The sequence below is a fragment of the Myroides phaeus genome (genome assembly GCF_900099675.1).
GTDB lineage: Bacteria > Bacteroidota > Bacteroidia > Flavobacteriales > Flavobacteriaceae > Flavobacterium > Flavobacterium phaeum.
On sequence record NZ_FNDQ01000012.1, the window covers coordinates 44002 to 64142 of the forward strand.

At 33.8% G+C, this 20141-nt stretch carries 17 protein-coding genes and 1 riboswitch; of the genes, 10 read left to right on the forward strand and 7 right to left on the reverse strand.

Features of this window, described 5'->3' with window-relative positions:
* Positions 1-499: 499 nt before the first annotated feature.
* A complete protein-coding gene (gene lipA, locus BLT46_RS07680) occupies positions 500-1372 on the forward strand; it encodes a lipoyl synthase (RefSeq protein WP_090408688.1) in 873 nt (290 codons plus the stop codon).
* A 46-nt stretch (positions 1373-1418) separates the two neighbouring features.
* Positions 1419-2426, forward strand: a complete 1008-nt coding sequence (gene gap, locus BLT46_RS07685; protein WP_090408691.1) for a type I glyceraldehyde-3-phosphate dehydrogenase — start codon at positions 1419-1421, stop codon at positions 2424-2426.
* A 61-nt stretch (positions 2427-2487) separates the two neighbouring features.
* On the opposite strand, the gene yajC is transcribed toward gap, so the two are convergent.
* The 3 genes from yajC to nusB are packed head-to-tail and all read right to left on the reverse strand — an operon-like array spanning position 2488 to position 4203.
* Positions 2488-2763: a preprotein translocase subunit YajC gene (gene yajC / locus BLT46_RS07690; protein WP_090408694.1), complete on the reverse strand. Its 276-nt coding sequence runs from the start codon at positions 2761-2763 to the stop codon at positions 2488-2490.
* A gap of 26 nt (positions 2764-2789) precedes the next feature.
* Complete coding sequence (locus BLT46_RS07695; RefSeq protein WP_090408697.1) at positions 2790-3239, reverse strand: DUF1573 domain-containing protein; 450 nt, start codon at positions 3237-3239, stop codon at positions 2790-2792.
* 22 nt (positions 3240-3261) lie between these two features.
* The gene (nusB, locus tag BLT46_RS07700) at positions 3262-4203 is read right to left on the reverse strand and encodes a transcription antitermination factor NusB (RefSeq protein ID WP_090408835.1); all 942 of its coding nucleotides are present in this window, start codon (positions 4201-4203) and stop codon (positions 3262-3264) included.
* A gap of 501 nt (positions 4204-4704) precedes the next feature.
* On the opposite strand from nusB, the gene BLT46_RS07705 reads away from it, so the two are divergent.
* From BLT46_RS07705 to BLT46_RS07725, 5 genes are all read left to right on the forward strand, one after another.
* Positions 4705-6456 (forward strand): ABC transporter ATP-binding protein, encoded by a 1752-nt coding sequence (locus tag BLT46_RS07705; protein ID WP_090408700.1) that lies wholly within the window; start codon positions 4705-4707, stop codon positions 6454-6456.
* Between the two features lie 76 nt (positions 6457-6532).
* On the forward strand, positions 6533-6892 hold the full coding sequence (locus tag BLT46_RS07710; RefSeq protein ID WP_090408702.1) for a PUR family DNA/RNA-binding protein: 360 nt from the start codon (positions 6533-6535) through the stop codon (positions 6890-6892).
* A gap of 68 nt (positions 6893-6960) precedes the next feature.
* A riboswitch (Fluoride riboswitch) is annotated at positions 6961-7029 on the forward strand.
* A 36-nt stretch (positions 7030-7065) separates the two neighbouring features.
* On the forward strand, positions 7066-8322 hold the full coding sequence (locus BLT46_RS07715) for a chloride channel protein (RefSeq protein ID WP_090408705.1): 1257 nt from the start codon (positions 7066-7068) through the stop codon (positions 8320-8322).
* A 302-nt stretch (positions 8323-8624) separates the two neighbouring features.
* Positions 8625-10193 carry an FMN-binding glutamate synthase family protein gene (locus BLT46_RS07720; protein WP_090408708.1) on the forward strand — a complete coding sequence of 523 codons (1569 nt, stop codon included), beginning with the start codon at positions 8625-8627 and terminating at the stop codon, positions 10191-10193.
* 87 nt (positions 10194-10280) lie between these two features.
* Positions 10281-11192, forward strand: a complete 912-nt coding sequence (locus tag BLT46_RS07725; RefSeq protein ID WP_090408711.1) for a DMT family transporter — start codon at positions 10281-10283, stop codon at positions 11190-11192.
* 48 nt (positions 11193-11240) lie between these two features.
* Here BLT46_RS07725 and BLT46_RS07730 read toward each other — a convergent pair whose 3' ends face one another.
* From BLT46_RS07730 to BLT46_RS07740, 3 genes are all read right to left on the reverse strand, one after another.
* Positions 11241-12179: a pyridoxal-phosphate dependent enzyme gene (locus tag BLT46_RS07730; protein WP_090408714.1), complete on the reverse strand. Its 939-nt coding sequence runs from the start codon at positions 12177-12179 to the stop codon at positions 11241-11243.
* Between the two features lie 65 nt (positions 12180-12244).
* Positions 12245-13177, reverse strand: coding sequence for a peptidylprolyl isomerase (locus tag BLT46_RS07735; protein ID WP_090408717.1), 933 nt, complete (start codon positions 13175-13177; stop codon positions 12245-12247).
* A gap of 65 nt (positions 13178-13242) precedes the next feature.
* Positions 13243-14397: an MFS transporter gene (locus tag BLT46_RS07740; protein WP_090408721.1), complete on the reverse strand. Its 1155-nt coding sequence runs from the start codon at positions 14395-14397 to the stop codon at positions 13243-13245.
* 171 nt (positions 14398-14568) lie between these two features.
* On the opposite strand from BLT46_RS07740, the gene BLT46_RS07745 reads away from it, so the two are divergent.
* From BLT46_RS07745 to rplS, 3 genes are all read left to right on the forward strand, one after another.
* Positions 14569-14901 carry a DMT family transporter gene (locus tag BLT46_RS07745; protein WP_090408724.1) on the forward strand — a complete coding sequence of 111 codons (333 nt, stop codon included), beginning with the start codon at positions 14569-14571 and terminating at the stop codon, positions 14899-14901.
* A gap of 56 nt (positions 14902-14957) precedes the next feature.
* Positions 14958-15638: a tRNA (guanosine(37)-N1)-methyltransferase TrmD gene (gene trmD, locus BLT46_RS07750; RefSeq protein WP_090408726.1), complete on the forward strand. Its 681-nt coding sequence runs from the start codon at positions 14958-14960 to the stop codon at positions 15636-15638.
* Positions 15639-15893: 255 nt separating this feature from the next.
* The gene (gene rplS, locus BLT46_RS07755; RefSeq protein WP_090408729.1) at positions 15894-16244 is read left to right on the forward strand and encodes a 50S ribosomal protein L19; all 351 of its coding nucleotides are present in this window, start codon (positions 15894-15896) and stop codon (positions 16242-16244) included.
* Positions 16245-16469: 225 nt separating this feature from the next.
* Here rplS and BLT46_RS07760 read toward each other — a convergent pair whose 3' ends face one another.
* Positions 16470-20141 (reverse strand): ABC transporter permease/M1 family aminopeptidase, encoded by a 3672-nt coding sequence (locus tag BLT46_RS07760; protein ID WP_090408732.1) that lies wholly within the window; start codon positions 20139-20141, stop codon positions 16470-16472.

Genomic DNA, 20141 nt, shown 5'->3' on the forward strand with positions numbered 1-20141 from the left:
TTAGAACCTTCATTGTTACTTATTTGAGACAAGTACCACACTAACCCCACATTAGTACCACACACTTTCGGGAAAAATGTCCTATTTCCGAAAGTGTGTGGTACTTGTGTGGGAGATGTCTCGAACATGGTGCGTTTAAAACTAAGCTTTAATATGTTCTTTACAACAAGCAGAATCAATAATATTGCACTTATCCCTTCGTTTTTTAGAATAAAACGCATTAGCTTCAGCACTTAAAAACTCGGCAACATCAGTCCAAACAACACCATTATGTAGAATTTTACTTAATAAACATTCCAACCATCTATATTGACAAAAAACAGCATCTATATTCCGAAAACAAGTAATATCCTTCATTTCACAGCCATTTACACCTCATTAAAAACCTACTAACTCCCTATCATTAGTAACTTTACAATCTAAAAGCGACATTTTTAATCTAATCAAAATGTACAATGACTAAGTTTAAGTATATTTGTACTTTGATAAACTGAAAAGTATGAATACAATTTTAGACTCAAATATAGAACCTAAAGCTAAACCAAAATGGTTACGCGTTAAACTTCCGACAGGAAAAAAATACACTGAACTAAGAGGATTAGTTGACAAATATAAGTTAAACACCATCTGTACATCAGGTAGTTGTCCTAATATGGGAGAATGCTGGGGAGAGGGTACTGCTACCTTTATGATTTTAGGTAATATCTGTACTCGTTCTTGTGGATTCTGCGGAGTAAAAACAGGACGTCCAGAGACAGTGGATTGGGATGAACCAGAAAAAGTAGCTCGTTCTATCAAGTTAATGTCTATCAAACACGCTGTAATTACAAGTGTGGACCGCGATGACTTAAAAGATGGAGGATCTATCATTTGGGCAGAAACAGTTGAAGCTGTGAGACGTATTAGTCCAGGAACTACAATGGAAACCCTAATTCCAGACTTCCAAGGTATCGAACGCAATATAGACCGTATCATTGAAGTTGCTCCTGAAATCGTTTCTCACAATATGGAAACTGTACGCAGATTGACAAGAGAAGTTCGTATTCAAGCAAAATATGACCGTAGTTTAGAAGTGTTGAAATACTTAAAAGACAACGGTGTCAATAGAACTAAATCAGGAATTATGTTAGGGTTAGGAGAAACAGAAGAAGAGGTTATCCAAACAATGCATGATTTAAGAGCTGTAAACTTAGATGTACTGACTATTGGTCAATACTTACAACCAAGTAAAAAGCACCTACCTGTGAAAGAGTTTATCACTCCTGAACAATTCGAAAAATATGAAAAAATCGGATTAGAATTAGGATTTAGACACGTTGAAAGTGGCGCTTTAGTGCGTTCTTCTTACAGAGCACAAAAACATCTTTTATAATAAAATACAAGGTCGCTTACACAGCGACCTTCTTGTTTTTATATTTATGAAAAAAATAAATATTGCTATTAATGGTTTTGGCCGCATCGGTCGTAACTTGTTCAAACTTCTTTTAGAAAATCCATCGATTGATGTTGTGGCTATAAATGACTTAGCCGACACCAAAACAATGGCTCACTTACTTAAATATGATAGTATTCACGGAATACTAAAACACGATGTAAGTTGTGATGAACACCATATTATTATAGACAACAAGAAAATACCTTTTTATAACGAAAAGGAAATCTCAGGTTTAGACTGGAAAGCTTTAAATGTAGACTATGTTGTTGAAGCTACTGGAAAACGTAAGACTTACGACTTACTTAAACAACATATAGACCAAGGGGCTGAAAGAGTCATTCTTTCTGTTCCTCCTGAAGATAATGTTATCAAAACAATTGTACTTGGTGTAAATCAAGATATTCTAACGGGAGAAGAGTTAATTATATCTAACGCAAGCTGCACTACAAATAATGCTGCTCCAATGGTTAAAGTGATTAAAGAGCTTTGTGGTATGGAACAAGCGTATATAACTACTGTTCACTCTTATACAACAGACCAAAGTTTACACGATCAACCGCATAAAGATTTACGTAGAGCAAGAGGTGCCGCACAGTCAATCGTTCCTACTACAACTGGGGCTGCTAAAGCTTTGACAAAGATCTTTCCTGAATATGAAGGAAAAATTGGTGGTGGTGGTATCCGTGTTCCTGTGCCTGATGGATCACTGACAGATATTACTTGTTATGTTAAAAGAGACGTAAGCATTGATGAGATCAATACAGCTTTTAAGCAAGCGGCAGAAACTGATTTAAAAGGAATTCTTGCTTACACGGAAGATCCGATTGTTTCTGTTGATATTTTAGGCAATACTAATTCTTGTCTTTTTGATGCACAATTGACTTCTGTACTAGATAAAATGGTTAAGATTGTTGGATGGTATGACAATGAAATTGGATACTCCTCTCGACTAATTGATTTAATCACTTACTTCGATAAGATTAAAAAATAATAGACATAAAAAAGCTCCTCAATTAAATTGAGGAGCTTTTTTAATATAAAGACTAATTAAATTAGTTTGATGCATTTAATTTTTGGCTCATCTCCATAGAAATTGAAGAACGCTCCATTTTAATTTTACCAGCCATTGTTTCTAAAACAATAGTACCTTCTGATAACTCAGCAATTTTACCGTGAATACCTGACTTAGTTATCACACGCTCTCCTACTTTAATACTTGCTTCGTATTCTTTCTCTTTTTTCGCTCTTTTTTGTTGTGGGCGAATCATTAAGAAATAAATTACCGCAAACATTAAGATAATAGGTAAAAACTGTTGTAATTGTTCCATTGAATTTTAATTTTTAAGTTAGTTCATTATTCGTTACGAGCAGCAACATTAGCTTTAATAGATAAGACTTCTTCTCCTTTTTCAGAGTTAGTAACTAACGTTACAGTCTTACTTTGTTGTCCTTGAGCTCCTGTTTGAAATCTTACTTTCAACTTAGATGTTTCACCTGGTTTAATAGGTGTTTTTTGATACTCAGGAACTGTACATCCACAAGAAGCACTTGCATTAATAATAATCAAATCTGCATCTCCTTCGTTCTTTAATTCAAACTCCGTTGTTACAGCTTCATTATTTTCAATATCTCCAAAATCATGTACCAGCCTGTCAAAAGTTACTTTAGGATACACTCCTTGTTCTTTATTAGATGCTACAATCTCAGCAGCTTTCTCAGGGTCTATACGACTTGATGCGTCTGTATCTTTACAAGAAACAGCTACAAATGCCAAACCTAAAGTTAATAAAATTGCTTTTTTCATAATCTTTTTAGTTTTTCTAAAACTACATTAGACCTTTTCCGATCTTATTTAATTTATCACCTTCTTGGTATGCTTTAGAAATATTATCTAAAACTCCGTTGATAAATATACTACTTTTTGATGTAGAATATTCTTTAGCAAGCTCTAAATATTCGTTTATTGTAACTTTTACTGGAATAGAAGGGAACTTTAAAAACTCACAAATAGCCATTTTTAAAATAATTGTATCCAATTCAGCAATACGCTCTGGATCCCAGTTAGGTGTTTTATCTTCAAACTCTTTACTTAATTCTTCAAAATTAAGAATTGTTTTTCTGTATAAATTGATTGCAAACTCTTTATCCTCTGAGTCTTTATAAACTTTAGGAACAAAAATTTGAAGATCACTTTCTTTTAACTGGCGTAATTGTTTCTGAATCATTGTATTTACCACTGGTAAATCATCTAAATAAGTAAGTTTACTATCTTCAATGAAAGAATAAATCTTCTCGTTTGGAGCGATGATTTCAGTAAAAAGATCAACTACAAATTGACGATCGTCATTGAATGTAACCTCTTTTTTACTCATATAAGCTTTGTAAAAATCACTTTCTTTCATTTCATCCAATATCATTTGGATATAATGATCGTGAATTTGCCAATCTGTAATTTTTTTCTCTTCTACTTTCGTAGTAATAGAAACTGAATTTTCTAACAAATTCAATACAGCGTTTTCGATAAGACGTCTATTGGGATTTCGTTCTTCTTGTGTAGCTAAATGTTTCTTTTGAGCAAGTGAAACATATTCTTCTTCTTTCTTTCTAACCTCTATTAAAGCAGTGATCATTAATAAGTACAAATCTTGTATACTTTCAATGCTGTGGATTAGAAACTTTTCTCCTGACTGAACCTGTTCAGAATTACTTTGTTGCATCGCATAAAGCGTTTGCATAACCTTTATACGGATGTGTCTTCGGTTTAACATGCTACTTAAGAACTTTTTTATTATTGGATTGTCGTTTGTATAACCGCGCAAAGGTATAAAAATATAGTTTTAATCAAATTATATTTTTTGATAAGTATGTAATTTAACTCTTTTTTAAAACCTATATTCTCTTTTTTCTCATCAAAAAGAACTTTTCTATACTTATTTCACTTTTAATCAGCTGTACAAAAATAACTTAACAAACTATTTATAAATACTTTACAAGTATTTCTTAGCATTCTTTAAAGCTAAAAACACCAACTAAGTTCATTGTATTTCAAGCTCCAAAAAGTCTTCTAATAAATTATTCTCCACTACATTTTTTCAATTCTAAACTAACTCTTCTTTATTCTGAAACAAATAAATATTGATAGTTTTTTTAATTTTCGAACAATACCTCTTCTACAATAAACCTTTATCTTTGCACACATTAGTAGTTAAACAACTACATAAACTATACAACAATTTGTCATTGCTCTTAATTGAGCATTATTAAATACTATGAGTGCATTACGTCATCTAAATAAATACTTCTATAAATATAAAACTCGCTTTACAATTGGGGTTTTAATAACAATAGTAGCACAAATATTCACCCTTTATACTCCGAAATTAGTTGGGGATTCTATTCGAGTATTAGAACAAATGAATGTTTTTGACAAGCAAGAAGTAACTAAATTACTGTTGAACAATATTCTATGGATATTAATTACAACACTTATTGCTGGTTTCCTTACTTTCTTAATGCGTCAAACGTTAATTGTAATGTCGAGGCACGTTGAGTTTGATCTGAAAAATGAAATATTCAAACACTACGAAGTGCTATCTCAAAGTTTTTACAAGAGAAATAGAACGGGTGATTTAATGAATAGAATCAGTGAAGATGTTGGAAAGGTAAGACAATATGTGGGTCCTGCTGTTATGTACTCTATCAATACGATTATTCGTTTTGCTGTGGTATTAACGCAAATGTACTTAATATCCCCGCAACTAACTTTATACTCTTTACTACCGCTTCCTTTGTTAGGGTATTATGTATTCAAATTAAGTCGACAGATAAATCAACGCAGTTCTATTTTTCAAGCCAATTTATCTAAACTGACAACATTTACGCAAGAGATGTTCTCTGGTGTGCGCGTAATTAAAGCATACTCCATAGAGAAAGAAAAACAAGACGAATTTAGAACGCTAACACAAGAGAGTAAAGACAAATACTTAAACTTAGCTAAATCAAGTGCTTTGATTATGCCTTTGATGACTTTCCTAATCGGACTAAGTAATCTTGTTGTTATTGCCGTTGGAGCTTTATTATTCTTCAATGGTAAAATTCCAGATATAGGTATTATAGCCCAGTTTATCTTATACATCAATATGCTTACTTGGCCTGTAGCGTCTTTAGGTTGGGTATCTACGATGATTCAAGAGGCCGAGGCTTCTCAAAAGAGAATTAATGAGTTCTTAGAAGAGAAACCTGAGATTTATAACACTAATCCAAACCACACTGATGTAGAAGGTAAGATTACTTTCGAAAACGTGTCTTACACATACGAGGATACAGGTATTAAAGCACTTGATAATGTTTCGTTTATCTTGAACAAAGGACAAACCTTAGCGATACTTGGAAAAACAGGTTCTGGTAAATCTACTTTACTTACTCTTATTAGTAGAATGTATGATGTTAATGAAGGACAAATTCTAATTGACAATACTCCTATTAAGGAATGTAATTTAGAAGATTTACGAAATAGTATTGCAGTTGTTCCTCAAGATGCATTCTTGTTTTCTGACTCAATTGCTAATAATATTCGATTTGGTAAAGAAGATGCAACTGAAGAAGAAATTATTGAGGTTGCTAAAAAAGCTGCTGTACACGAAAACATCGTCCAATTCAACGATGGTTATAACACAATTTTAGGAGAAAGAGGGTTAACGCTTTCTGGAGGTCAAAAGCAAAGAGTTTCGATTGCCAGAGCCTTAATTAAAGACGCTCCTATTCTTATTTTAGATGATTCTCTTTCGGCTGTTGATACTGAAACGGAAGAAAGAATTCTACATAATCTGGAAAAACACAGCAAAGATATAACTACCTTAATTGTAACACATAGGGTGTCCTCAGCAAAGAATGCAGACTTGATTATCGTTTTAGAAGACGGGAAAGTAATCGAACAAGGATCACACAATGATCTAATAAATAGCAAAGGGTACTATAGTGACCTGCATCAAAAACAACTAAATGAAAAAGAAATCTTATAAATAGTTGGTTTATTAGGTTTTTTTTTAGACTTTTGAATGCTATATGAACAAATCAATTAATTGATAAGAAGGAATTATGAGAGATAACGAAATGTTAGAAAAAGAGGAAATTTTCTCAAAAGTTTTAAGAGCAGGTAGAAGAACCTATTTCTTTGATGTAAGATCTACAAAAGCAGATGACTATTACATAACAATTACTGAGAGTAAAAAGTTCACAGAAGAAGATGGATCATTTCACTTTAAAAAACACAAAATCTACTTATACAAAGAAGACTTTGGTGCATTTAGAGAGATTTTAGACGAAATGACACAATTCGTTGTTGATCACAAAGGGGAGGAAGTTATTTCAGAAAGACACCAAAAAGATTTCAAAAAAGAATATCAAAAAGGTGATGACGTAAATTCATTTACAGACATTAGTTTTGACGATATTTAATCGTTTAACAACAAAATATTTAAAAGTCCGATTTATACAATCGGACTTTTTTTATACCTTTGTATGACATTTTTATAGGCAATGATGTCTGCCTTGAACCGCTTCTAATTATGAATGCTGATGACGTCTAACATAATAAGTAATATAAATACTATATAACTAAATGATAGACTATGGCATTAAATGACTACTTTAAAAAAGAAGCTCTTACTACAAAAACACTTTTTTCGTATTTTTTAAAATGGACTGTAATCAGTACAATTGCGGGTAGTTTAATTGGCTCTTCTTCTGCCCTATTTTTATTTCTTTTAGAAACAATAACGGACCTTAGAATTGACACGCCTATCTTACTATACTTTTTACCTTTAGGTGGATTAATTGTTGGCTTAGTTTATTACTACTGGGGTGGTGAGGCTAATAGAGGAAACAACTTATTAATTGACGAATACCACACCCCCACGCAAACGATGCCTTTAAAAATGGCGCCTTTGGTTTTAATTGGTACCTTAATTACACACCTATTTGGTGGTTCTGCCGGTAGAGAAGGAACTGCTGTACAAATGGGAGGAGCTATTGCAGACCAATTCACTAAATACTTTAAGGTATCACATCAAGATAGACAAACCATTATTCTAATCGGTGTTAGTGCAGGGTTTGCCTCTGTTTTTGGTACTCCTATAGCAGGAACATTATTTGCATTAGAACTAATGCTTGTTGGAAGAGTAAAATACCAATCGCTATACCCTGTTTTGATTGCTGCACTAACAGCACACTTTACTTGCTTAGCCTGGGGTATTTCACATACTATCTACCTAATAGATAGTATTCCTAATTTCTCACTTCTATTACTTCTAAAACTAATAATTGCCGCTTTTACTTTTGCCATAGCTGCTATTTTATTCGTTAAAACAACAGACTTGTGGTCTGCTTTATTTAAAAAGTACATCGCCTTCCCTCCTATGAGACCTTTCGTTGGAGCAATTCTCTTTATAGTATTAATACTAACAATTGGCAACGATACTTACCTTGGACTTGGCGTACCTACTATTGTTGCGTCTTTTGATGTATCACAAGAATGGAATGTTTTTTTACTTAAAATACTTTTCACAGGGTTAACCTTAGGAGCAGGCTTTAAAGGAGGCGAAGTAACTCCCCTCTTTTTTATCGGTGCAGCATTGGGTAGTTTTTTAGCGCTGTATCTAAACTTGCCTATTAGTTTTCTTGCTGCATTAGGTTTTGTATCTGTTTTTTCAGGTGCTACTAAAACACCTTGGGCATGTACTTTTATGGGAATTGAATTATTTGGCGCAGATGTTGCTATATATATAGCGCTGACTTGCATTGTTGCTTTTATGCTCTCAGGAAAACACACAATCTATAAATCACAACGTTTCACCTCTGAGATAAACGCAAATAATAACGCGAAATAAAATAAGAAATCATTAAAAATAGCTCACATAAATAACATATTACCAATTAACTACCATAATTTTAAGATTTAATTATCATATTGTTATTTTTACAATTTTAGAACCGCAAAATTAAGGTTACAAAAAGTCTAAAAATTCAAAATCTTTGCTACCTTTGTCCGGTATCTATGCTAAATTATTGATTGATTTGAAAGTAGAAAAAAAGCATCTTTTAAAATCAATTAACTTTAGAAATGGAATAACTAAATACACTAAAACTATTACAAACTAAACAACAAAAAGATTACATTAAATTCTATTTTATGTTTCACAAAAAATTTTTAAATCGATTTACATTTGGGCAATTGACGGTTGCCATTGTAGTAATTTATTTACTTTATTCTGTAGTATCTGTAGTTCTTTCTTTGAACCCAACCCCTTCTACAGCAAGCATTGTTAACTTAGTTATTTCAGGTATTCTTGCTATACTTGCTTTTACAGACCTTACACAAAATAAACACACAATTCGTAAAAACTACCCAATCTTTGCTCGTTTCAGATATATGTTTGAATCTATCAGACCTGAAATGCGTCAATACTTCTGGGAAGGTGAATTAGATGGTAAACCTTTTAATAGACGTGAGCGTTCTATTGTTTACCAAAGAGCGAAAAATGAAAAACAAACAGTGTCTTTTGGTATGCAAGATGACCCTAACCGTTTAGGTTATGAATGGGCAGCACACTCTGTATATCCAAAACACGTTTCTGATACAAACTTTAGAACTTTAATCGGTGGTGACCAATGTACACAACCTTATAGCGCAAGTGTTTACAACATTAGTGCAATGAGTTACGGTGCGTTGAGTAAAAAAGCTATTACTGCTTTAAACGAAGGTGCTAAAATTGGAGGATTTGCTCACAATACTGGTGAGGGAGGTATTAGTCAATACCACCGTTCTGGAGGTGATTTAATCTGGCAAATTGGTACAGGATACTTCGGATGTCGTGATGAAAAAGGTTTCTTTAATGATGCCTTATTCGAAGAACGTTCTAACTACCCTGAAGTTAAAATGATTGAGTTAAAACTTTCTCAAGGAGCTAAACCTGGACACGGAGGATTACTTCCTGCTGAAAAAAATACTCCAGAAATTGCTGCTATTAGAAGTATTACTCCTCATACAACAGTTCACTCTCCATCTGGACATACTGCATTTTCTAACCCTACTGAATTAATTAATTTCGTAGCTAAACTTAGAAAATTATCAAATGGTAAACCTGTTGGTTTTAAAATTTGTATCGGTAAAAAAGACGAGTTCTTAGATATCGTTAATGCAATGCTTGAAACAGGTATTCATCCTGACTTTATCACGATTGATGGTGCTGAAGGAGGAACAGGAGCTGCTCCTTTAGAATTTATTGATTATATGGGTATGGCATTAAACGATGCTTTAGTTTTTGCTAACAAAACATTAATCGAAAACGGTTTAAGAGATAAAGTGAAATTATTAGCTTCTGGTCGTATTATCTCTGCTTTTGATATTTCTAAAGCAATGGCTTTAGGTGCTGATGCTTGTTACAGTGCACGTGGTATGATGTTCGCTTTAGGATGTATCCAAGCATTACAATGTGATAGCGGATATTGTCCAGTAGGTATTGCAACTCAAGATGAAACTCTTTACAAAGGTTTAGATGTTACTGATAAGAGAATGCGTGTAGCTAATTTCCACAAAAACACAATGAAAGCTTTAGGTGAATTTATTAGTGCTTGTGGTTATGAAGATCCTAAACAAATCGACGCTAAAACTTTCCACAAACGTATTGAACATGGAGTTAATAAAACTTTCCAGGAGATGTACTTCGGAGAATTAGATACAAGAAAAAAACAAGCTTAATTAAAAGCTTACTAAATACAGAAAAGACTGCAATATAATTGCAGTCTTTTTTTTTATCTTCGCTTTTCACATATTAATCAAATCGTCTTGCAAATAAAACTAAAACACTGGGTTACTTTATTTATACTTTCTCTGGTATGGGGATCATCGTTTATTCTAATTAAACGAGGTATTGAATATTTTACCCCCATACAAGTTGGAGCACTAAGAATTACATTAGCTGGCTTATTCTTACTTCCTATTTCAATTAAACACATTAAGAAAATGCCTAAGAAAAACTTTCCTTGGTTATTTCTAACAGCTGTAGTTGGTAGTTTTATTCCAATGTTCTTATTCCCAATTGCAGAAGTACACTTGAATAGTTCAATTGCAGGTATTTTAAATGCACTTATGTCCATTTTTGTAATTGTATTAGGTGTAATGTTCTTCAAATACAAAACACACTTAGGCGAAGTATTAGGTGTCTTATTTGCTTTCATAGGAGTTGTTTTATTATTACAATCACCTGAAAATAGTGTTGCTGTACCTAACGAATGGTTTTACCACCTACTTCTTATTATAGCTGCACTAATGTATGCGTATAGTGGTTTATTGACACAGAAATATATGGGAGATATTCCTCCTATTGTATGGACAGCCTTCATAGAATTAGTACTTCTCGTACCTGCATTAATTGTCTTAATTAGTTCAGGATTCTTTCAAACTATTTTAGAACATCCTGAAGCATTAAAAGGAATTGGGTTTGTATTCTTATTAGCTTTATTCGGAAGTGCTTTAGCAAATATCTTTTACTATAAATTAATCAACGAAACCAATGCAAGCTTTGCATCATCTGTTTCTCTATTAATGCCTCTAATCGCTTTTTGTTGGGGATTATTAGATGGGGAATACTTAGGGTTACTTCAAATATTAGGAGGTGTACTGATTATAGCTGGATTGTATTTTGGTAGAAAAAATATACAATTACCTAAACGTAAAAAAGCAATTGAAAAAGTATAAAAAAAGGGAAAGATAATCATCTTTCCCTTTTTCATTTTATATCGTGAATTAATCAAATGGCAGGTTGTCTAAATCAACATTACCACCCGTTAATATAATTCCTACTTTTTTACCACTGAATTGTGGGCGTTCTTTAATTAACACTGCTAATGCCACAGCACTACTTGGTTCTACAATAATTTTCATGCGTTCCCAAATAACGCGCATTGCACTGATTATCTCGTTTTCACGAACTCTAACAATACTTTCTACATTGTCTTTTATAATCGGAAATGTAATATCCCCTAATTGCGTACGTAAACCATCTGCAATCGTATTAATTGTCAAATTTCCTTCTATATGTCCACTTGCCAAAGAGCGGAAAGCATCATCTGCTTCAAGTGGCTCTCCTCCGATTACAACAATTCCCTCTTTTCCAAAATGTTTAGCTGCAAGCGATGTACCAGCAATAAGTCCGCCACCACCTACTGGCGTGATAATGACATCTAAATCCGGATGATCTTCTAAAAACTCCATTGCTGCAGTTCCTTGTCCAAGAATCACATTCATATCATTTGACGGATGTATAAACGTTGCACCTGTTTCATCCATAATTTGCTTACTCACGCGCTCTCTTGACTCCATAGTTGGAGAACATTCGTGAATATCTCCTCCGTAAACCATAACAGCATTTCTCTTTACTGCCGGAGCATCGTGAGGCATAACAACATAACACTTGACATTCAAATAACGACACGCTAACGCTAATGCTTGCGCAAAGTTACCCGACGAGTGTGTGATAACACCCTTTTCTCTTTGTTCGTCACTTAATTGTAGAACAGAATTAATCGCACCACGCATTTTAAACGCACCAGCACGTTGAAAGTTTTCACATTTAAAATACAAATCACTACCCAAAAAGTTTTCTATATGCCCTGACTCCATAATAGGAGTATTGTGTATATACGGCTTAATACGCTCGTGACAAGCCATCAATTCTTGTTTCATAAATCGCTGATTTTATAAAGAAAAAACTCCCAATCCGAAGACTGGGAGTTCAAAAATATTTTATCTTATTTTACGTCCATTAATTCTACGTCGAATACTAAAGTTGCATTTGGAGGAATAACTCCACCTGCACCGTTTTCACCGTATCCTAAGTAAGAAGGGATAATAAATCTTGCTTTATCTCCAACTTGTAACAAAGCAATTCCTTCGTCCCATCCTTCGATAACATAACCTTGTCCTAAAGGAAACTCGATTGGTTTTTTACGTTTGAATGAGTTGTCAAACTCTTTACCATCAGCTAAAGTACCTTTGTAGTGTACAGAAACGATTTTACCTTTTTCTGCTTTCTTACCAGTACCTTTGATAATCATTTGGTAACGTAAACCACTTTCTGTAGTTTCAAATCCTGCTGCTAATTCTTCTACTGCTTTATCAGCCGCAATTTTTGCTTCTTGTTCTCTTCTTGCTCTTGATCCCTCAAAAACTCTGAAAGCTTCAACTGCATTAAACTTTTCAGCTTCTGCACCTACTCTTACGATTTCAATTGACTCGATAAGATCTCCTTGAGCTACTGCATCAACTACATCTTGTCCTTCAACTACGTGTCCGAAAACAGTGTGTTTACCATCTAACCAAGGAGTTGCAACGTGCGTAATAAAGAACTGAGAACCATTTGTTCCAGGTCCTGCATTAGCCATCGATAATACTCCTGGTTTATCATGTCTTAATGAAGGGTGGAATTCATCGTCAAACTGGTAACCTGGTCCACCTGAACCTGTACCTTGAGGACATCCTCCTTGAATCATAAAGTCTGGAATAACTCTATGGAATTTTAATCCATCGTAATAAGGTTTCCCTTGTGGACGAGCATTATTCTCAAGATTTCCTTCTGCTAAAGCTACGAAGTTACCTACTGTTCCTGGTGTTTTATCCTCTGTTAACTTTACTAAGATTGCTCCTTTTGACGTGTTAAACTTTGCGTAAATACCGTTTTCCATTGTTTATTATATTTTGCATTTAAAATGACGCTTCCTTTTATTCAAAAAAAGCTGTTTTATACTTTCTAATTTCTTCTTGAGCGCAGATAAATCACAAAAGACATCCCTGCTAAAGCCATTCCGCCAATGCAAACTCCACTCCATCCGAAATATTTCCACAAATATAAACCAAAAGCCGAGCCAAACGCAGTTCCAAGGAAACTAAATGACATATAGACAGTATTTAATCTATTTCTGGCTTCCGGTAATAAAGAGTAAATTCGGGTTTGATTAGACACATGAATTGTTTGCAACCCTAAATCAATCAACACAATACCAATAATCAACCCTATAACAGAAGTGCTTGAAAAGTAAAAAACAACAAAACTTAAACCTGTCATAAGTATGCCATAAAGTATCAATTTTCTCGCACCTCCTGCTCCTCCTATTTTTCCAACTAATGGCGCTGCAAAGGCTCCACAAGCTCCTATTAACCCAAAAGCTCCTATCAAGGCCGAATCATAACCAAAAGGTTCATTGTGTAACAACAGAACCATTGTAGTCCAAAAAGCACCAAATTGAGCAAAAGCTAAACTCGTAATTCCCGTTGCCTCTCTTAAAACAGGCTCTTGTTTAATTAAAACAAACAACGACTTATATAAATCTATTAAATTCCCTGTAAACACAGGTTTATTCTGTGGTAACCTAATTTGAATCATTATAACCAATAGAACACTAACTGCTGTTGCAATCCAAAACATACCTCTCCATCCTAACCATACGCCCACAAAACCACTTATTGTTCTTGAAAACAATATTCCAATCAACAAACCACTGACTACTGTTCCAATTACCTTTCCTCTTTGTTCATCTGATGACAAACTCGCCGCCATTGGTAAAACTAATTGAGGTACTATAGATGTGGCACCAAGTACAAAACTGATGATTTGCAATATTAAAAAGTTCTTCACAACAGCCGTTATGGCTAAAGCAATCGTTGCTAAAATAGTGGTGAATATAATTTGCTTCTTGCGTTCTAATTTATCACCAAGGGGAATCATTAAAAACATTCCTATTGCATATCCTGCTTGTGTTAAATATGTCAAAGTACCCGCAGACGATTCTGAAACACCAAACTCATCAGCTATCAAAGGAATTAAAGGTTGACAATAATATAAATTGGCTACAATTAACCCCGTAATTGCAGCCATAAACAAAACATTCGATTTAGATAAACTCATATGGCAAAAGTATAGAAAATCACAAAAACAATTCTAATGCCAAAAAGCTAAATAGATAATTATTACAACTCTTAGATAAATAGCATAATAACTTTCTATAGACTAAAGAGTATCAAAAAAATGCTAAAAAACTATATATCTATCTCTTAATTGATATTTTTGTCGAAAAAATTGAAGAACCTTCTATTCTTATTAGTAGCTATTTTATTAGAAACTATAGCAACAAGCACACTAAAAGCAAGTCATAATTTCACTAAGTTACTTCCGTCAATTGTAACAATTGTAGGTTATGCTGGAGCTTTTTACTTTCTAAGTTTAACCCTGCGTACCATTCCAATTGGTATCGCTTATGCTTTGTGGTCAGGAATTGGAATTGTATTAGTAACTATAGCAGCATACTTTATCTATAAACAAAAATTAGACGTTCCTGCTTTAATCGGAATTGCCTTCATTATCATAGGAGTAATTATCATTCAACTATTTTCAAAAAGTCAGGCACACTAATACAATTTTGTTAACTAAGATTTCGATTGTACATTTGCCAAAATTTCACATTTATTATGCGCATAGATATTATTTCAGTTTTACCAGAACTAATAGAAAGTCCTTTTCAAGCTTCTATTTTAAAAAGAGCAATTACTAAAGGATTAGTAGAAGTACATTTTCACAACTTACGTGATTATAGTACCAATAAGCATAAGAATGTAGATGACTATCAATTTGGTGGTGGTGCAGGAATGGTAATGAGTGTTGAGCCAATTGACAAGTGTATCACAGCGCTTAAAGCAGAAAGAGAATACGACGAAATTATTTATATGACTCCTGATGGAGAAACATTAAACCAACAGATGGCTAATGGAATGTCAATGTTGAAAAACATCATTATCCTTTGTGGACATTACAAAGGAGTGGATCAACGCGTACGTGACCATTTCATCACAAAAGAAATTTCTATTGGTGATTATGTCTTATCTGGTGGTGAACTTGGAGCTGCAATTTTATGTGATGCTATCATCCGTTTAGTTCCAGGTGTATTGAGCAATGAAACCTCAGCACTTACAGATAGTTTCCAAGATAACTTACTTGCTCCTCCTATTTACACAAGACCAGCAGAATACAAAGGATGGAAAGTTCCTGATATTCTATTAAGTGGAAACTTTGCTGCTATTGACAAATGGAGAGAAGATAAAGCTTATGAGCATACAAAAAATAGAAGACCTGATTTATTAGATAGAGAATAGGTTCTAAAATATTCCTGCTCTAAGCCGTTTCACAATATACTTGCTAATGCAATTTTTTAAAAGTAAGAATACAGGTGACGAAAAATAGAGAATACAAAGAAATAAAAAACTAACAAACAGAATAACAAGTAGTTATTATTAAAAAATAATTACTTGTTATTCTGTTTTATTTTTTATATTTGCACTCGATTTAGATCAACCTCTGGCGAGGTCCGTGTATGTTGTTCTAAGATTAACAAATTATACATTATTACAATGGCAGATTTAATGAAATTCGTTCAAGACGAATTAGTTGCAAAAAAAGATTTTCCTGCATTCAACGCTGGAGATACTATCACAGTTTACTACGAAATTAAAGAGGGTGACAAAAAAAGAACTCAGTTCTTTAAAGGAGTAGTTATTCAAAGAAGAGGTACTGGAGCTACTGAGACTTTTACTATCCGTAAAATGTCTGGAAACGTAGGTGTAGAGCGTATCTTCCCTGTAAACATGCCAGCTTTAGAAAAAATCGAAGTTAATCAAAGAGGTAAAGTTCGTAGAGCTCGTATCTTCTACTTCAGAGAACTTACTGGTAAAAAAGCAAAAATCAAAGAAAGAAGAAGATAATCAACTTTCTGAGAGTTATAAAAAAAGAGATTGTAGTAATACAGTCTCTTTTTTTTTGTGCCTAAATTCAGCTGTAATAGTATTGAAAACAAGTTCTATTTACTATCAAAACGAATTGGATTATCTGAAGTATTATTACACCTAACTTCTGCTATACCATAGTTAAGTACACAAAAAAAGGAGCTTTCACAATGGAAAACTCCTTTACAAAATATACTTAATTTATTACAACTTTCTACGGTTGTCAAAAGAACGAGTATCAATCAATTTGTAATACGGATCTATACCAACTTCTGTTGGTTCTTCATCTACAATAATTGTAAACTCATTTTCAATTGCAGTTATTTTTACTTTTTTCAAGTAAAGCACCTTTTCATCTTTCGAATTCTTATCACTTGCCTCTTTTGATTTGTCAACCTTTGTAAAAACACCTACCTCAACATAATCTGCCAAAGGAAGAGATTCTATCACCAAGTCTTTATCTCCTTTAAAAGTTAATTGTTTACCTCCCTTATCAGCATACAACTTCTCTCCTTTTTCACCTGCTCTATGTTTACTCACAAAAGCCTTTATCTTCACTTCATACTTGCCGTTGTCTAACTTTTTAACCTCTGCTTTATCAACGTAATTATCGTAAAGTGTTATCGTTTCAAACATATCTTTAATCATATATTGCAACGAATCTGGTGTAACTACTTTTAAATCGGCTACTAACTCCGCTGTTGTTGTAAAAGGAGCCTCTTGAAAAGCAACCTTTTTAATATATGCTTTCAACGTACCATTTAGCTTATCATCTCCAATATAATCACTCAATGTATAGAATACTAAAGACCCTTTGTTATAGTGTATGTATTGTTGATTTTCGTTATACATCAATGGTTGCTCTTTCTTTCTCTCGCTACCTCTTCCTCTCAAATAACCATCTAACGCATCTTTTAAGAAACGACGCATTTGTCCTTTTCCATATTCCTGTTCTAATACTTTAAGCGAACTATATTCAGACAAACTCTCTGATAACATCGTTACCCCTTGTACGTTTCCTCCAATCACTTGATGTGCCCACCACTGATGTGCTACCTCGTGAGAAGTAACAGAGAAAGGGTAATCTACTGCATTTTCATCTGTCTCATCTACATCTGCTACAAACCCAATTGTTTCTGAAAAAGGAATTGTATTCGCAAACGATTGGGCAAATGACCCCATTGTCAATGGAAACTCAATAATACGCACTTGCTTATGTTGATACGGACTAAACTCTTTACTGTAATAAGCTAATGACTTTTTCACACCTGAAACCATACGATCTACATTATATGGATGTCCTTTATGATAGTACACTTCTATATTAATGCCATTCCACTTCTCTGCTTTCACTTCATATCGTCCAGAATTAAACGCATAAAAGTTCAACATCTTTTGGTCCATCTTGTAGTGGAAATAACGTCTATCACCATCTGTCCACTCTTTTTGCAAATACCCAGGAGCAATTGCAATTTGGTCAGCTGCTGTGCTTACAGTTGTTTCAAATCGAATCCAATCAGAATCGCTACTGATATACGTATTTTGCAACGCCTTTTTATCCGATTGCTTTGCCATACGCTCTTTCGGCTGTAAATCGTATTTCTTACGTACCTCATCGTCGGTTAACTCACCTCTCTCGCTATACCCTAAAGATGGAAATATACTATTATTGATAAAAGTACCATTCTCTAAGACAGGCGAATTTGAACGCAGTAACGTATTCGGTTTATTAGCAACAGTAAATGTCATCTTCACAGAATCACCAGGTTGAAGTGGTGTTTTAAAACGGTAAAACTGCAACCCTTGCACACTATCTTGAGACAAGAAGTCAGCTCCCTCAATCGCTATCGTATTTTTGTAATCAACCAAATAATTAACAAGTAAACTATCTACTGCTTGAGTAGATTTATTCTTCAACACATACGTTCCTTTTGCAGAGAAATCACGCGTATTAGGAAAAATATCAAAGTCCACTTTTACATCAACAATACGAGGTAACACTAACGAAGCATACTTTTTATACGTCTTTTCATATTCCACTTGAAGCAACTCCATTTCTTTCGCTGAATGGTAAGTATTCAGTACAGTCGCTTCATAATACAAATAACTACCTATCGATAAAAAACCTACTAAACACAACACTGTTGGAACAACAATCAATGCATTTGCTCTTTGTTTTGCATAAAAAATACGCTCTTTTAAACTACTAAATGTTCCTCTTCTCCAAAACAATAAAGTCAATCCACCTAAGAAACCAACAAATAAAAGCCAGTAAAAAGCATAGATATAGAACTTCATTGCTCCACTGCCAAAACCATTCATATCTGAATAAGAAGACTTTGGTAAATCATTAAAGAAAAACAGCTGTTGCTCTATTCCAATAGCAGTCAATTCAGGCCAAGCAATAGATACGGTTAACAACACAAAGAAACCAATAATATAGTTTCTAAACATCGTTTGAACAGCGATACTAAACAACGCCCAAATGATATAACCTACCCACGAAAAAGCAAGTAAACTACGTAAATACAAGCCTATTTCAAATTGGTAATAACCATTGTAAATTTGAATTCCTATTCCCGTTACCATAACCAATAATAACAATACAAACTGCAATGCTATTAAGGCAAAAAACTTAGAAACAAAGAACACCCAGTTTGGTGTAGCTGTTGAATCTACTAATAAGTTCATTTTAGACAACGAACCTCTTTGTACTAATAATCCAGAACCAAGGAACGTCATAATCAAGATAAACAAATCAAATGTGCTTCCTGGTATTTCTAAGATACTACGGGTTAATGGGAATGTTTTAGTACCATACATCGTCATAGCAAATCTACCTACAGATACCATAAACAATATCCCCACACCTATTAAGATTAAGAATACTCTATTCTTTGCTAAATATTTAAAATCAAGTTTTGCAAATGCCCATACATTAGTCCAATCTCTTTTACACGAGTAATCGTAAGTTACTTTCGGCAATTCAATTTTAAAAATTCCGATAAAGTTGTTTTTAGTAACGCGTTCTCCTTTTACTTTTTTACCAAAAGACAATGTCATTGGGTGTTGAGAAAAACGGAACATCTTTCCTAACAACACTAAGAAAAAGGCAGTAACACCTAACCATATTAAACGGTTGATGATAAACCATTTTTCTAACGGAAGTCCGTTGTAATTCATCTCATTTACAGTCCAATATTGTGTGTAATAACGCAAAGCTTGTCCACCTGTCGGATCAATCAACGCTGCTACCACACGATTGTCTAAATCAGATGCTATACCACCTACAACCCCTTGTAAGATGATTAATATCAAAATAACCACAAAACCGATGTACACATTTCGAGTCAAGGTAACTACTGCAAACACAATAGCCCCCATAAACAGCATATTCGGAATGACATTGAACAAATACACTTGTACATAGTTCATAATATTATTGGGTCCAACCAACGTCTCATTTGCCCACGGTAAAAGCGTAGCGATAAACGCAGCTACTCCCATAGACAATGAAATCATCAGGGTAACCAAGAATGAACTCAAGAATTTACCTGCTAAATAATCAACTTTAGAAAAGGGATAAGCATAAAGTACGTGATGCACATTATACTTGTAATCCCTGTATATTGAAGCTCCAATAATAGATGGAAACAAAAAGTACAACAGCGAATTAAAGCTATAAATGAAAGAGTTTAACATCAATGGCGAATTGACAAAACGCAATGAGCTTGTCGTATTCTTTACGGAGTCAAACATTCCCAATGAACTAACCATTGCGAAAAAACACAAGGTAAAAAATATCGCTATGTACAAATAAAAAGTCCAGTTCTTAAACCAACGTTTAAGCTCAAAAGAAAAAATAGTTCCAAACAT